The sequence below is a fragment of the Bradyrhizobium sp. SZCCHNS3016 genome, assembly GCF_032484535.1.
In the GTDB taxonomy this organism is placed as follows: domain Bacteria; phylum Pseudomonadota; class Alphaproteobacteria; order Rhizobiales; family Xanthobacteraceae; genus Bradyrhizobium.
Genome location: NZ_JAUETE010000002.1, coordinates 687610 through 702035, shown reverse-complemented (window position 1 = coordinate 702035; position 14426 = coordinate 687610). Strand labels below are relative to the sequence as shown.

Sequence of the window (14426 nt, the reverse complement as noted above, 5' to 3'; positions counted from 1 at the left end):
AGGCATAGCCGTCACTTGCCGGCCTCGCGCTGCTTCATGCGCGGGTCGAGCGCGTCGCGCGCGGCATCGCCGATCAGGTTGATCGAGAGGATGGCGATCGACAGCAACAGGCCGGGCCAGAAGATCAGCGATGGCTTGATCTGGAAGTAGGAGCGGCCCTCGGCCATGATGTTGCCCCAGGTCGGCGTCTCCGGGCTGATGCCGGCGCCGAGGAACGACAGGATCGCCTCGGTGAGAATGGCGGCGGCGCAGATGTAGGTGCCCTGGACGATCAGCGGGGCGATCGTGTTCGGCATCAGATGCCGCCACATGATCTTGGGCATCGACGTGCCCAATGAAATCGCAGCTTCGACATAGGGCTCCTCGCGTGCCGTCAGCACGACCGAGCGAACCAGGCGCGCGACGCGCGGGATCTCGACGATGGTGATCGCGATCATCACGGTGCCGACGCTGGCGCCCGACAGCGAGACGACGGCGATGGCGAGCAGGATGCTCGGGATCGCCATCAGGCCGTCCATCACGCGCATCAGGATGGCGTCGACCCAGCGGAAGAAGCCGGAGACGAGGCCGATCACGAGTCCGATCGCGATCGAGATGATCGCGGCGCCGACGCCGACCAGAAGCGAGATGCGGCCGCCATAGATCGTGCGCGACAACAGGTCGCGGCCGTAAGCGTCGGTGCCGAGCAGGTGTTGCGCGCTCGACGGCTTGAGCCGCTGCGCCGGAGCGAGCAGCACGGGATCGTGCGGCGCCAGCAGCGGTGCCAGGATCGAGATCAACACGATGAGCGACAGGCAGACGGTCGCCACGGCGATGATCGGGGTCGAGGTGAGAAAGCCGAACCGGGGACCCAGTCGCGTGGTGACCGGGATCGACGGCTCAGGGGTGGTAACGATCGCCATCGGATGAGGGCCTCAGTAGCGGATGCGTGGATCGAGCAGGGTGTAGGCGAGGTCGATCAGGAGATTGACCGCGAGATAGATGAACGAGGTGAGAAGGATCATGCCCTGGATGACCGGATAGTCGCGCGCCAGCACGGCGTCGACGGTGAGGCGGCCGATGCCGGGCAGGTTGAACACGCTCTCGGTGACCACGACGCCGGAGATCAACAGCGCGAAGCCGGAGCCGATCACGGTGATGACGGGCACGGCCGCATTTCGCAACGCGTGGCGCAACAGCACCGCGGTCTCGCTGACGCCCTTGGCGCGCGCGGTGCGCACGAAGTCCTCGCCGAGCACGTCGAGCATCGCGGCGCGCGTCATGCGCGCGATTAGCGCGACGTAGATGAAGGACAATGCGCAGGTCGGCAGGATGATGCGCTCGAAGAACGGGCCGAAGCCGGCGCTGAGACTCTTGAAGCCCTGGACAGGGACCCAGCGCAGGTTGATCGCGAACAACTGGATCAGGATGTAGCCGATGACGAATACCGGCACCGAGAAGCCGATCACCGAAAGCGCCATCACGAAACGGTCGATCCAGGTGCCGTGCTTCCAGGCCGCGATGACGCCGAGCGGGACGGCGACGAGGATCGACAGGATGATGGTCGAGATCGCGACCGAGATCGACGGCTCGATGCGCTGGCCGATCATCTGCAGCACCGGCACCTTCGAGATCAGCGATACGCCGAGATCGCCATGCAGCAGCTGATTGATCCAGGTGAAGAACTGGATGTAGAGCGGCTCGTTCAGTCCGAGCGTGGTGCGGATGCGCTCGAGCTGCTCAGGGGTCGCGTTGTCGCCGGCGAGAATCGCGGCGGGATCGCCCGGCGTCAGCCGCAGCAGGAGAAAGACGAACAGCGCCACCACGCCCATCACGGGGATGGATGCGAGGATGCGGCGAAGCAGATAACCGATCATCTCGAGAGAACCGCCTTCATGGTGCTGGGGCGACGCGCGCAACGTCGTGAGAGAGTGTGCATGTCACCGATATCCATCGCTTTCAAGGTCTCCGGTGTTCGCTGGTCTGCTCGTGCGCGCAGGATGACACGGTGTTCGTGATCCGCGCGAACCGTCGCATTTGCGAACAAAGTCGCAGCACTTTGCGGCGAACCTTCGCGCGGAAACTTTGCAAGCCGCATGCCATCATGCGCGCGCCGTGGAGCCGTTGTCTACTCACCGTCATGGTCCCGGAAAATGAAACCGTGCTGCTGCGCAGCAGGCGGTGCGTAGCCGGGAGAGCGAAGCGACCCCGGGGTCTCGCGCGCTGCGGCGATGACCCCGCATGTCGCTGCGCTCATGCGGGCTACGAGATCTTGCCCGGAGGCAGTCCTACGCCAGGGTCGCGAGCAGCCCCGCCATCAGGCGGCCACGCTCGGCAAGGCTGTCGATCTCGATGTGCTCGTTCAGGGTGTGCATGTCGGTGCCGCGCACCCCGAGGCCGTCGAGGGTCGGAATGCCGAGCGCGCCGGTAAAGTTGCCATCCGAGCCGCCGCCTGCCGAGCCGTGCGGCAGCGACAGGCCGAGCTGTTCGGCGATGCCGCGCGCCTTCTCGTACAGCGCCATGGTTCCGGAATCCGGCTCCCACACCGGCCGCGTCACGCCGCGCGTCACCTTGAAGGTCACGTCGTCGGTGGTGCCGGACAGGGACAGCATGCGCTCCACGCCGCGATCGAGGTCGGCCTGCCGTTTCGCCATGCTGAGCGCTTCGCCGGTGGCGGTGGTGGCGACGCAGTTGACCCACTGGCCACCATGAACGATGCCGACGGAGAAGGTGCAGTCCTCCGTTGTCATGCCGTCGATGGCGAGGATCTGTCGCGCCATTTCCCGGATGGCGGAACGACCCGCGCCGAGCCGCGCGCCGGCATGGCTCGGGCGCCCGATCGCCTCGAGATTGAAGCGGGCGATGGCGTAGCGGCCGGTCACCACGCCGTTGTCCTGACGGCCCGGCTCGGGCACCAGCACGTATTTGTTGCGCTGCGCCTCGGCTTCGATGATGTCGCGGGTCGAAGGCGTGCCGACCTCCTCGTCCGGCGTGAACAGGATGGTGATCGGCAGCGGCGTCGCAATGGAGGCCTTGATCAGCTGGCGGATCGCTTCCAGCGTGAGATAGTTGCCGCCCTTCATGTCGCAGATGCCGGGCCCATAGCATTTGTTGCCCTCGCGGCGCCAAGGCAGCTTGGCCAGCGTGCCGACGGGGTGAACGGTATCCATGTGGCCGGCGATCAGGATGCCGGGCTCACCCTGCCGCGGGTGGGGGAATCGGGCGCGCACGCAGCCGGCGAAACCCTGGCGCCCGGCGATGCGCTCGATCGTCGCACCCAGGATCGCCATGTCGCGCGCGGCAAGATCCAGCATGCGCTCCACCGCGGCGGCGTCCCAGGTCGGACTTTCGCACTCGACCCAGCCGCGCAAGCCCTGCAGCATGATTTCGGTATCAAAGGGAAGATGGGCTGGATTCATTGGTGCTCTCTCAAGGCATTGTCGCGATCTCATGACACGAGACGCAGGCGGGCGCGCTTTGTAAAGCGAAAGCTATGCAGACGTTAACGGCATTGTCAGCCACGGGCCGCATGCGCTGAATGCGGATTGACGCGAAAGGCGACCTCTGCAACTGTCGAAAGCTTGCGACTTACAGCATGTTAGTTCGCACAAGGATTGATCTGCACGCCCAACGAATGATCTGGATCTGATCAGTTTCAGGTCAAACCATCCACTCAGGAGACCTCGTAATGTTCCACAGCCCGCGCTGGAAACGTCTGACGCTCGCGACGAGCCTCGCCGTTTCCATGCTTTCGCTCTCGACGGCGCTGAGCACCCAGGCCATCGCAGCCGGCAAGAAGACGATCACGGCGGTGATGCATTCGGATCTGCGCGTCATCGATCCCGGATTCACGACGGCCTACATCACCCGTGACCATGGCTACATGGTTTACGACACGCTGCTGGCGACCGATTCGAATTTCAAGGTCCAGCCGCAGATGGCGGACTGGAAGGTCTCCGACGACAAGCTGACCTACACCTTCACCCTGCGCGACGGCCTGAAATGGCACGACGGCACGCCGGTGACCGCCGAGGACTGCGTCGCTTCGCTGAAGCGCTGGGGCCGCAACGACGGCATGGGCCAGAAGCTGATGGACTTCACGGCGAGCCTGGAGGCACCCGATGCTAAGACCATCGTGCTCAAGTTGAAGGAGCCCTATGGACTCGTCCTGGAGTCGATCGCCAAGCCGTCCTCGCTGGTGCCGTTCATGATGCCGAAGCGTCTCGCCGAGACGCCGCAGGGCCAGCAGATTCCTGAGCAGATCGGCTCGGGCCCGTTCAAATTCGTCAAGGCGGAATTCCAGCCGGGCGTGAAGGCGGTGTACGAGAAGAACACCGACTACGTGCCGCGCAAGGAGCCGGCGAGCTGGACGTCCGGCGGCAAGGTGGTGAAGGTCGACCGCGTCGAGTGGATCACGATGCCGGACGCACAGACCGCGGTGAACGCGCTGCAATCGGGCGACATCGACTTCATGGAGAACCTCCCCTACGACATGCTGCCGGTGCTGGAGTCGAACTCCGAGCTCAAGATCGACGTGCTGAACAAGTTCGGCTACCAGACGCTCGGCCGCATGAACTTCCTCAACCCGCCGTTCGACAACGTGAAGGTGCGCCGCGCGGCCTTCCTCGCGCTGAACCAGAAGGACGTGCTCGACGCGCTCGTCGGCAACGACAAGTATCAGAAGATCTGCGGCGCCGTGTTCGTGTGCGGCACGCCGCTCGAGACCGATGTCGGCGCCGAGACGCTGATCAAGGGCAACGGCATGGCGGAAGCCAAGAAGGCACTCGCCGAGTCCGGCTATGACGGCACGCCGATCGCGATCATGGCGCCGGGCGACGTCACCACCTTGAAGGCGCAGCCCGTGGTGGCGGCGCAGTTGTTGCGCGAGGCCGGCTTCAAGGTCGACCTGCAGGCCACCGACTGGCAGACGGTGGTGACACGGCGGGCCAGCCAGAAGCCCGTGAAGGAGGGCGGCTGGAACATGTTCTTCACCAACTGGGTCGGCGCTGATGTCGCCAATCCCGTGGCGAACGTGTCGATCGGCGGCCGCGGCACCAAGGGCGGCTGGTTCGGCTGGGCCGAGGATGCCGACATCGAGAAGCTGCGCGACGCCTATGCGCGGTCGTCCTCGCTCGACGAGCAGAAGAAGATCGCCACCGAAATCCAGAAGCAGAACTACGAGAAGGTGATCTACATCCCGCTCGGACAATATCTGCTGCCGAGTGGCTGGCGCAAATCGCTGACTGGCGTGCTCGACGGCCCGGCGACACCGGTGTTCTGGAATGTCGACAAGAGCGAGTAGGCGGCGGACGCACTCGTGACGCAAACAAAGACGCGGCGAAGTGGAAACTTCGCCGCGTCTCTTTTTTGTTCCTGCATTCGCCCGTGCGTTAGCGCCCTTCAGCAGTGCGGATCGCGCACCGCTTCGAGACCCTCGACCATCAAGGGTGGGCTGATCTGATCCTGGGACGGGTTCTTATCGGTGCGAATCGGCATGGCCGGATGTCGACCGTCCCGCGGTTTGGTGACTTCATTCGGCATCATCAGGCTCCTTGCTGCTGCGCATAACGGACCAGGCGCAGCCGAGTTCCAGATGGCGGGACGCCATCGTCGCAGCCGCGCTATGTGCATCCGTGCGATGCGGTGACCCATGCGCCCATGGCGATTGACCTGCGATGGAACTGCTGCAAATCTCCTTGCCGAGACTCTTTGCTCCGCGTTTGAGACGCGACGCAAGACGCCTCATCAGGCCTTGATCGGTATCAGGGCCCTCGGATGGAAGCCACGCCAAGAGAGATCGCATGTCACATACTCCGCGCCGGACCTCATCCGCGCTCGTTTCATGGTTCGTCGCCTCGGTCATGGCCGTGTCGATGGCGGGCGTGACGACCCAGGCCCTCGCCGCCGGCAAGAAGACGATCACGGCGGTGATGCATTCGGATCTGCGCGTCATCGATCCCGTGTTCACGCCGGCCTACATCACGCGCGATCACGGCTACATGGTGTACGACACCTTGCTCGGGACCGACGCCAAGTTTCAGGTCCAGCCGCAGATGGCGGAGTGGAAGGTCTCGGACGACAAGCTGACCTACACCTTCACCTTGCGCGACGGCCTGAAGTGGCACGACGGCGCGCCGGTCACCGCCGAGGACTGCGTCGCTTCGCTGAAGCGCTGGAGCCGCAACGACAGCATGGGCCAGAAGCTGATGGAGGCCACGGCCTCGCTGGAGGCCACCGATGCCAAGACCATCACCTTGAAGCTGAAGGAGCCTTACGGCCTGGTGCTGGAGTCGATCGGCAAGCCGTCCTCCTACGTGCCGTTCATGATGCCGAAGCGTCTCGCCGAGACGCCCCCGAACCAGCAGATTTCAGAGCAGATCGGCTCCGGACCGTTCAAGTTCGTGAAGGCTGAATTCCAGCCGGGCGTGAAGGCGGTCTATGAGAAGAACACCGACTACGTGCCGCGCAAGGAGCCGCCGAGCTGGACGGCCGGCGGCAAGGTGGTGAAGGTCGACCGCGTCGAGTGGGTCTCGATGCCCGATGCGCAGACGGCGGTCAACGCGCTGCAGGCGGGCGACATCGACTTCATGGAATTCCCGCCGCTCGACCTCGAGTCGGTGCTCGCCGCCAATGCCGATCTTTCGATGAACGTGCTGAACAAGTTCGGCTACCAGACCTTGGGACGCATGAACTTCCTGTTTCCGCCGTTCGACAATGTGAAGATCCGCCGTGCGGCGTTCCTGGCGCTGAACCAGAAGGATGTGCTCGACGCGCTCGTCGGCAACACCAAGTACTACACGATCTGCGGCGCCGTGTTCGGCTGCGGCACGCCGCTCGAATCCGACATCGGCTCGGAGACGCTGGTGAAGGGCAACGGCATGGAGCAGGCCAAGAAGCTGCTGGCCGAGGCCGGCTATGACGGCACGCCCGTCGTGATCCTCGCGCCGGGCGATGCGATCACCCTGAAGGCGCAGCCGGTGGTCGCCGCGCAGCTGTTGCGCGAGGCCGGCTTCAAGGTCGATCTGCAGACGACGGACTGGCAGACCGTGGTGACGCGGCGTGCCAGCCAGAAGCCGCCCAAGGAGGGCGGCTGGAACATGTTCTTCACCAACTCGGTGATCGCCGACTCCGGCAATCCGATCGGCAGCACCTTCGTCGGCGCGCGCGGCCAGAAGAGCCCGTTCGGCTGGCCCGACGATCCCAAGATGGAGGAGCTCCGCGACGCCTTCGCCAAGGCCACGAAGCCGGAGGACCAGAAGCGGATCGCCGCCCAGATTCAGCAGGAGGTCTACGACCAGGTGATCTACGTGCCGCTCGGCCAATGGTTCATGCCGAGCGCCTGGCGCAAATCGATCACCGGCGTCCTGGAAGGGCAGGCCGTGCCGGTGTTCTGGAACGTCGACAAGAGCGAGTGACGAGATGTAGCGCTTCGTAGCCCGCATGAGCGAAGCGACATGCGGGTTCACCGCCGCAGCGCGCGAGGCCCCGGATGTCGGTCCGCTCATCCGGGCTGCGCATCTCGCTCGGTTACGACCGCCCGGTCATGCCTTGATCTCGTCCAGCGCCGCCAACACCTCGCTGGAAGCGACCTCGACCTTGCCGATCTCGTTGAGTGCTTCATCGATGCGCCCTGAGCTGAACAGGCGCGCGGCTTCCTTGCCGTGGCGATGCACCGCCTCGTGAGGGCGTTCGAGGTTGCGAAATGCCGGATCGCCGGCCAGACGCTGGCCGCCTTCGCCATAGTACCATTTGCCGAGCCGGCACGTGTGATGATCGGAGAGCTCGTCGGCGCGAAGTTGCAGCCGGCCGACCGACATGTCCACCAGCCGCTTCTTCCAGATCACGTGATCGGCCTTGGCCAATCTCACCACCTGGTTGTCGAGCGAGAGCTTGGCGATCTCGCCCAGCATCTTGCCGACCTTCGCGTCCGTCTTGCCCATGGTGTCCGCGAGCGACATCACCTCGTTGGCATTGGCGGTCGCGAGATCGGCGATGATGGTGATGCCCTGCGCGACCTCGTCGGTCGCGGCGGACTGCTCGGCGAGAATGCCGGAGATCTCGTCCATCTTGGTGCTGACCACCGCGGTCCTGCTACCGGCCTGGTCGATCGCCTGCGCCAGATCGTTCATCTCGGACATGCCGACCTCGACCGCCTTGGCGCCGCCGGCCATGGCCTCGACGATGCCGCTCATCTCGGCCTGCAGCCGCTCGATGCGACCCTTGATGTCCTCCGTCGCCTTGGTGGTCTGCTGCGACAGGTTCTTGACCTCGGCTGCGACCACCGCGAAGCCCCTGCCGAATTCGCCGGCGCGCGCCGCCTCGATGGTGGCATTGAGTGCCAGCAGGTTGGTCTGATTGGCGATTGCGTCGATGGTGCCGACGATGGATCCGATCTCGGCGGAGGCGGCGCTGAGATCGGCGATCTTCGCCGAGGTGTCGCGGACGGAGCTTGCGATGCCGTTCATCGTCTGCAGCGTCCGCCGCACCGCAGTCACGCTGTTCTCGACGGCCTGGCGGGTCGCGGCGGCCTCGGCGGCGGCTTCGGTCGACGTCGACCGGATGGAGTGTACGGAGGCCTGCATCTCGACCGATGCGGAAGCGAGACTCTGACAGCGTTCGGACTGATTGTTGGAGGCGCCGATCAGGCGCGCCGCGCTGATCGAGGCTTCGTTGCTGTTGATGCAGAGGTCGACGATGGAATCGAGATCCTGGGACGCGCGGGCCGCGAGCGCGGTGCCGAGGCGATGGATGGCCTCGATCAGCTGCGGCTTGAGCTTGGCGCGCAGCGCGGCAGCATCGACACCTGCGACATCGCGATTGAGCTTGCCGTCCGCCCAGTCGCCGAGGCACTGCGCCAGCGCGTCCTGGAAGGCGTCGTGTGCGGCGCCCTCGGACGCGGGCGCGGCATCCGACGGGTCGTTCTTTCGGCGGAATCCCAGCATCGTGCCTCTCATTGATGGCGAGCCCGGCTGGCCTGAGCGACGTCACACGCAGTGACCGGCCCGGACGCCGGCGGCCGTTGGTTCCACCCTGGTTCGGTTGTGGTTAATGGCGGGTTTCTTCCTGCAACCGGTGGTGGCGAGATCTGCAGGGATCTGGGCTCTCGCGTTCCCCCGACCTGCTGCCCTTGACCTTTATGTAAGTTGTGGCTTACCGTAAGTTATGACTTACGTAACCACGCTGAACGTGTTGGCGGACCCCACGCGGCGGGAGGTGTTCGAGCGGCTGCGCGGCGGGCCGCGCCCGGTCCATGCGATTGCGGCCGGGATGCCGGTGTCGCGGCCGGCGGTATCGCAGCATCTGAAGGTGCTGAAGGATGCCGGGCTGGTCGAGGAGCGCAGCGAAGGCGTGCGGCGCATCTATTCGTTGCGCCGTGAGGGGCTGGCCGAGCTCCGCGACTGGCTCGACAGCTTCTGGGACGACGCACTGCTCGCCTTCAAGATCGAGGCGGAGCGCACGCATCGGCAGACGAAAGGGAGGATCGATGAGTGAGGGTGCCGTGGTCGCGCCGGTTCGGAAGCTCGTCCATGTCCGGGCGCCGATCGACCATGCGTTCGACGTTTTCACGCGCGGCCTGACGCGCTGGTGGCCGCATACGCATGGGGTCGGCCGCAAGCCGATCGAGAAGGTGCTGCTGGAGCCGAAGCTCGGCGGTCGCTGGCTCGAGATCGCCGAGGACGGCACGGCGACCACGGTCGCGACCATCACGCTATGGGAGCCGCCGCATCGCTTCGTCATGCTGTGGCAGATCGATGCGCAGTGGAAGCCGAACGCGGCGATGCGCTCGGAGGTCGATGTGCAATTCGTCGTCGAAGGCGCGGACGTGACCCGCGTCGAGCTGTTGCACCACAAGTTCGAAACCATGGGCAGCGAGGCGGGCGCATCGATGCGGCGGGACGTCGAAGGCGGCTGGCCGGGGCTGCTGCAGCGTTTCGTGGCCGAGGCCGAGCGGTCGCCGACGTCATCGTGAGCAAATCATCATAAGAGTGGGGAGACCGTGATGTCCGAGTTCGTGGTCCATTCCGTGCCGGGAAGCCCGTTCGGGCGCAGCATGCTGATCGCACTGGAGGAGAAGGGCGCCCCGTATCGGCTCGCCGCGCTGGCGCCGGGGGACTCCAAGGGAGAGGCGCATCTGGCGCGTCATCCCTTCGGGCGCGTGCCGGTGCTCGAGCATGACGGCTTCGTGTTGTACGAGACCCAGGCGATCCTGCGCTATCTCGACCGCATGCTGCCCGAGCCGGCTCTGACGCCCGCGGACGTCAGGCAGGCCGCGCGTATGGACCAGGTGATGAACATCAGCGACTGGTACCTGTTCCAGGGCGTCTGCAACGTCATCATCTTCCAGGGCATCGTCGGCCCGCAATTCTTCGGCACGACCACCGACGAAGCCGCGATCGCGCGCGCGATGCCGTAGGCGAGAACCGTCATCGCCGAGTTGTCGCGGCTGCTCGGCGAGCAGCCGTTCATGGTCGGCGATCATCTGTCGCTGGCGGATCTGCAGGCCGCGCCGCAGGCGAGCTTTCTGTCGTTGACGCCGGACTGGGCGGAGCTGACCGCCGGCCATCCCAATCTCGTCGCCTGGATCGACCGGCTGGAGACGCGGCCGAGCTTCAAATCCAGCACCATGGCGGAGCTGACGGCGCGAGCGCAGGCGGCGTAGGCGCCAGCCGCGTCGATCATTGCTTGGGCGTGAGATCCGCGTCCAAACGACTGATCGCGCCGTGAAGGCCGCTGGGGCGGACGAATGCGCGACTTTCAACCACGTCATTAATCCAAGTTATATCGCTGCGGACCGGTTCCATCTTAGCTGTCAGGCATGCCGGAGGCTTCGGCATCCGCTCACTCGGAGCGGCCGCCGCTGCGTGCCGACGGCCGCGCGACGAAGCCGGCCCTGCGGACAGATTGGACACAAGCACCCCCCTTGATGCTGCGATCAGACCCCGATCTAGCCGCCCGCTGCGCCTCCTGCACTCACCTCAATTCCGGATTCTGTGCCGCGCTGTTCAATGCCTGCGGCGAGCAGTCGGCGCTGCCGCGGCTCCATCAGCAGTTCTTCACCGTCCGGGCGGGCCAGCAGATCAAATGCCAGAGCGAGGCGCGCGACGATGTGCTCGTGCTCTGCACCGGCTGGGCATTCCGTTACATCCAGCTGTCGGATGGCGGCCGCCAGATCCTGCGCTTCCTGCTGCCGGGCGACATCTTCTCGCCGGCGGCGATCTTCGCCAAAGGCATGAGCTTCTCGGCCAAGGCATTGACCCAAGTCCAGGTCAGCCGGCTCGATGGCGAGGAGGTCCGCAAGCAGTGTCGCGCCGACGAGCTGGTCATGATGGAGGTGTTCCGCTCTCTCGGCGACAACGGCCGGGCTTCCTACGAGCTCATCACCGTTCTCGGCCAGCGTCCGGCCGAGCGTCGGATCGCGCATCTGCTGCTCAGCCTGATGCGGCGCGTCGCGGCGAACGGCGTGATGCAGAATCACCGCTATCCGTTTCCCTTGAAGCAGCAGCACATCGCCGACGCCGTCGGCCTGACATCGGTCCATGTCAGCCGCGTGCTGGCGCTGTTTCGCGATCGCAAGATCCTGACGATCTCGGAGGGCAGGCTGGAGGTCACCGATCTCGCTGAGCTCGAGCGGCTGGCGGCGTTGAACTGAGCCGGGCAGGGCGGTCAAGGAAGGCGCGCATAGCGTTGGTGCGGACGGTGGGACTCGAACCCACACGACGTTGCCATCGAGGGATTTTAAGTCCCTTGCGTCTACCGATTCCGCCACGTCCGCGCTTTGATTTCGCTACCGTTTTTCGTCTGTCGGGGCAAGCGCTAGAGGAATGGGCCTCCCTTGGACGAAACGCCGCCGTCTCTCGCCAGAGATGGCCGATGATTTCGGCTCGAAGCACCGATATCTGAACGGCCTTGGTTCAGCCCAATGGCAACCCCCGCAACGGCAGCCCGCCCACAGCTCGGATCCGGAACGGCTGGCTGTGGATGCACGAGGAGCGGGGACTGATGTGAAGATTGCGCCTGCTGGCGTCGAGCTGTTCGCATGAGAAACTGCCGCAGAGCGTTCAACTCTTGCGGGTGCGGCGCTATTTTGCAGCCTTGTTTACTAACAACGACTAATCGTCATCTTTGCGGCATATGATACCTCCAGCCCACGCAAGGGCGATCGTTCGATCAGGGAGGCTACTTTGCATCGCTCTTCTATTTTGGTCCTCGTCGGTATCACTGCAAGCGCGGCCGCGTTTGCTCATGATCGCCCCAGTCGGCTCCACGGGACCTATGCGATGACGGGCGCATCGGACTGCATCCAGAACTCGGCGTCGATCGGATTCGATTCGAATTTCTTGCCAAAGGGTCCGGTCGTGTTCTTCGCCACCACCGTCGACGGCGTCATGGTGTTTCGCGCCGATGGCACCGGCACGGTGAATAGCCGGTCCTTCACGGTCGACGTCGGCGAAGGGACGACCAGCGATATCTCCTACCAGATCAACTACACGATTGACCCCGGTGGCAAGCTGTCGGTCAAGGCCGTCCCGGGCACGTACAGCTCCACGACGCTGACCGGCCCGAACGCCGGGCTGACGCAGGTCGTCGACGTTCCCGACACCGGCGGATTCATCGGCGAGGGCGCGCTGGCCATCATCCTCTCGCCGCCGGCGCCGAGCGTCCTGACGGTCAGCCGTTCCAACGGAACCCAGTATGCGCGGATCTGCAACGGATCGCTCATCATGACCCGCATCAGCGACGACGATCGCTGAGAACACGGGCGAGCCATTGTTCTGACCAGGGGAGGTAGCTCATGCACCGCTTTTTCATTCCGGTCGTCGCCGCCGCGATGGCGAGCACGACCGCGTTTGCGGATGATCATGTCCGTCTACGCGGAACCTATGCGTTGACCGGCAAATCATTGTGCATCCGGGATCCGGCCGCTCTCGGATTCAACCCGAACTTTACGCCAAAGGGCGGCCCCCTGAAGCTCTTCTCCTTCACCGTCCAAGGCGTCATGGTGCTTCACGCCGATGGCACAGGGACGATGAACGTCCAGGACTTCACGGTTGACACCGGTGGAGGTGAGACGGGTGTGACCTCATACCAGTTCACCTACACGATCTCCGCCGATGAGAGAGTATCGCTTAAGCTGGTGCCGGGTACCTACAGCCACACGATCCTCACCGGTCCGATCGCGGGGCTGACGCAAGTGTCGGACGTCGCAGACGTGAGTGGATTGATCGGCGAGGGCGCGCGGACGATCACGGTCGCCCAGCCTGCGCCGGTCGTCCTGATGGTCAGCCGTTCGGATGGCAACCAGTACGCTCAGATCTGCAATGGATCGCGCACCTTCGTTCGTATCGGCGGCGCGGACCGTTGATCTCGTCCAAGGCGGCGCTCCGTGGCTGGCGCGCCGTCCCGGACAGACTCTGTCTCACTTGCTCCCCGCAAGCATCCCGCGATGGAGCACGGGGAGGCGCGGCCGACGAGGTCAGGTGCCCGAAGCACCCCTTGTGCGATCACCGAGCGAGGGAAGGGGCTCCTGCCTGCGACACGTCCGCCTTTGGGATCAGAGACCTAGCGCATCATCCGGTGATCGGGAATGAGGTTGCGCGCAGCCCCTCAGCTCATCCTTTGCTTAAGCCAGCCGAGCTGCCTTGGTAAAGCCTCAATCCGGCCGTCACCACCTGCTTGAGATGGTGTCCAAGCCGACGTGATCGGCCACGTCCTTGATGGCACGTCTGCAGTGACAGGTCGGCGACGGCATGATGCAAGACATGGACGAGGCGGTCGTTGTAAGGCACGCAGGCACCTGGAAAAAACGATTCTGGCGGAAACCCCGCGGCGGGGGTGAGGGTGACGAAATGGGCGGCGGCGCGCTCCGGCGGTCGGTCTGCCGGTCGGATGGCGGCCTTGCTGACCGGCCCGTCTCCGGTCATCAACGGCACAAGGCTCTAAGACGGCTGCAACATCGAGGCTTCATGACGACCGACTGCCATCGCCCAGCTTACCACTGTCTCGCGCTCGCCGCAGGACTGTTCGTGTTGGGAGGGCTGCTCTCAGGCTGCGCCGGCATGAGCGACAGCGTGTCGACGGCCTTCGCGGATCCGGCCAAATACGATCTCTACGACTGCAAGCAGCTCGAAGCCGAGCGCAAGGCGCTCGCGGCGCGCGCGGCCGAGCTGCAGGGCCTGATGGCCAAGGCGGAGACCGGAGCCGGCGGCGCCATCGTCGCCGAGGTCGCGTATCGCAACGATTACGTCGCCATCAGGGGCCAGTCGCAATTCGCCGAAGAGGCCTGGCGCCGCAACAAATGCGTGGAAACGCCGCCGGCGCCGGTGGCCGCGAAGGGTGGCAAGCCGGTCAAGCCGGCGCGCAATGCGCGGCCGATGGCCTCGAGCAATTCCGGCGCACCATCGATCTTGCCGCGCGACGGCTCGGTCTACTGACCGCAGCCGCAGCGG

15 protein-coding genes and 1 tRNA gene are annotated in these 14426 nt (G+C 64.9%); 10 read left to right on the top strand and 6 right to left on the bottom strand.

The annotated features are described in order from the left end of the window. Positions 1 to 11: 11 nt before the first annotated feature. From QW881_RS07420 to QW881_RS07410, 3 genes are all read right to left on the bottom strand, one after another. Positions 12 to 902 carry an ABC transporter permease gene (locus QW881_RS07420; protein WP_315714711.1) on the bottom strand — a complete coding sequence of 297 codons (891 nt, stop codon included), beginning with the start codon at positions 900 to 902 and terminating at the stop codon, positions 12 to 14. A gap of 12 nt (positions 903 to 914) precedes the next feature. Beyond that, complete coding sequence (locus QW881_RS07415) at positions 915 to 1856, bottom strand: ABC transporter permease (RefSeq protein WP_315759518.1); 942 nt, start codon at positions 1854 to 1856, stop codon at positions 915 to 917. 411 nt (positions 1857 to 2267) lie between these two features. Next, the gene (locus QW881_RS07410; RefSeq protein WP_315759517.1) at positions 2268 to 3398 is read right to left on the bottom strand and encodes a M20/M25/M40 family metallo-hydrolase; all 1131 of its coding nucleotides are present in this window, start codon (positions 3396 to 3398) and stop codon (positions 2268 to 2270) included. Between the two features lie 269 nt (positions 3399 to 3667). Between QW881_RS07410 and QW881_RS07405 the strand changes: the two genes are divergently transcribed. Then, positions 3668 to 5281, top strand: coding sequence for an ABC transporter substrate-binding protein (locus tag QW881_RS07405; protein WP_315759516.1), 1614 nt, complete (start codon positions 3668 to 3670; stop codon positions 5279 to 5281). A 98-nt stretch (positions 5282 to 5379) separates the two neighbouring features. Here the strand turns inward: QW881_RS07405 and QW881_RS07400 are convergent, their stop codons facing one another. Then, positions 5380 to 5520, bottom strand: a complete 141-nt coding sequence (locus QW881_RS07400; RefSeq protein WP_315759515.1) for a hypothetical protein — start codon at positions 5518 to 5520, stop codon at positions 5380 to 5382. Positions 5521 to 5780: 260 nt separating this feature from the next. Between QW881_RS07400 and QW881_RS07395 the strand changes: the two genes are divergently transcribed. Further along, a complete protein-coding gene (locus QW881_RS07395; RefSeq protein ID WP_315759514.1) occupies positions 5781 to 7394 on the top strand; it encodes an ABC transporter substrate-binding protein in 1614 nt (537 codons plus the stop codon). 126 nt (positions 7395 to 7520) lie between these two features. Here QW881_RS07395 and QW881_RS07390 read toward each other — a convergent pair whose 3' ends face one another. After that, positions 7521 to 8921 carry a methyl-accepting chemotaxis protein gene (locus QW881_RS07390; protein WP_315759513.1) on the bottom strand — a complete coding sequence of 467 codons (1401 nt, stop codon included), beginning with the start codon at positions 8919 to 8921 and terminating at the stop codon, positions 7521 to 7523. A 220-nt stretch (positions 8922 to 9141) separates the two neighbouring features. Between QW881_RS07390 and QW881_RS07385 the strand changes: the two genes are divergently transcribed. The 5 genes from QW881_RS07385 (at position 9142) to QW881_RS07365 (ending at position 11629) form a co-directional block, all read left to right on the top strand. Next, positions 9142 to 9471, top strand: coding sequence for a metalloregulator ArsR/SmtB family transcription factor (locus QW881_RS07385; protein WP_315759512.1), 330 nt, complete (start codon positions 9142 to 9144; stop codon positions 9469 to 9471). After that, positions 9464 to 9949, top strand: coding sequence for an SRPBCC family protein (locus tag QW881_RS07380; protein ID WP_315759511.1), 486 nt, complete (start codon positions 9464 to 9466; stop codon positions 9947 to 9949). Before QW881_RS07385 ends, QW881_RS07380 begins: the two co-directional genes overlap by 8 nt. 30 nt (positions 9950 to 9979) lie before the next feature. Next, a complete protein-coding gene (locus tag QW881_RS07375) occupies positions 9980 to 10393 on the top strand; it encodes a glutathione S-transferase N-terminal domain-containing protein (protein ID WP_315759510.1) in 414 nt (137 codons plus the stop codon). Positions 10394 to 10405: 12 nt separating this feature from the next. Beyond that, positions 10406 to 10639, top strand: coding sequence for a glutathione S-transferase family protein (locus tag QW881_RS07370; protein ID WP_315759538.1), 234 nt, complete (start codon positions 10406 to 10408; stop codon positions 10637 to 10639). A gap of 264 nt (positions 10640 to 10903) precedes the next feature. Then, a complete protein-coding gene (locus QW881_RS07365; protein WP_315759509.1) occupies positions 10904 to 11629 on the top strand; it encodes a Crp/Fnr family transcriptional regulator in 726 nt (241 codons plus the stop codon). Positions 11630 to 11665: 36 nt separating this feature from the next. Here the strand turns inward: QW881_RS07365 and QW881_RS07360 are convergent. After that, a tRNA-Leu gene (locus QW881_RS07360) sits at positions 11666 to 11752 on the bottom strand. Between the two features lie 583 nt (positions 11753 to 12335). On the opposite strand from QW881_RS07360, the gene QW881_RS07355 reads away from it, so the two are divergent. The 3 genes from QW881_RS07355 (at position 12336) to QW881_RS07345 (ending at position 14411) form a co-directional block, all read left to right on the top strand. Further along, positions 12336 to 12731 (top strand): hypothetical protein, encoded by a 396-nt coding sequence (locus QW881_RS07355; RefSeq protein ID WP_315759508.1) that lies wholly within the window; start codon positions 12336 to 12338, stop codon positions 12729 to 12731. A gap of 41 nt (positions 12732 to 12772) precedes the next feature. Continuing rightward, positions 12773 to 13342 carry a hypothetical protein gene (locus tag QW881_RS07350; protein WP_315759507.1) on the top strand — a complete coding sequence of 190 codons (570 nt, stop codon included), beginning with the start codon at positions 12773 to 12775 and terminating at the stop codon, positions 13340 to 13342. A gap of 601 nt (positions 13343 to 13943) precedes the next feature. Beyond that, entirely contained in the window at positions 13944 to 14411 is a 468-nt protein-coding gene (locus tag QW881_RS07345; RefSeq protein ID WP_315759537.1) for a hypothetical protein, read from the top strand. Positions 14412 to 14426 lie beyond the last annotated feature (15 nt).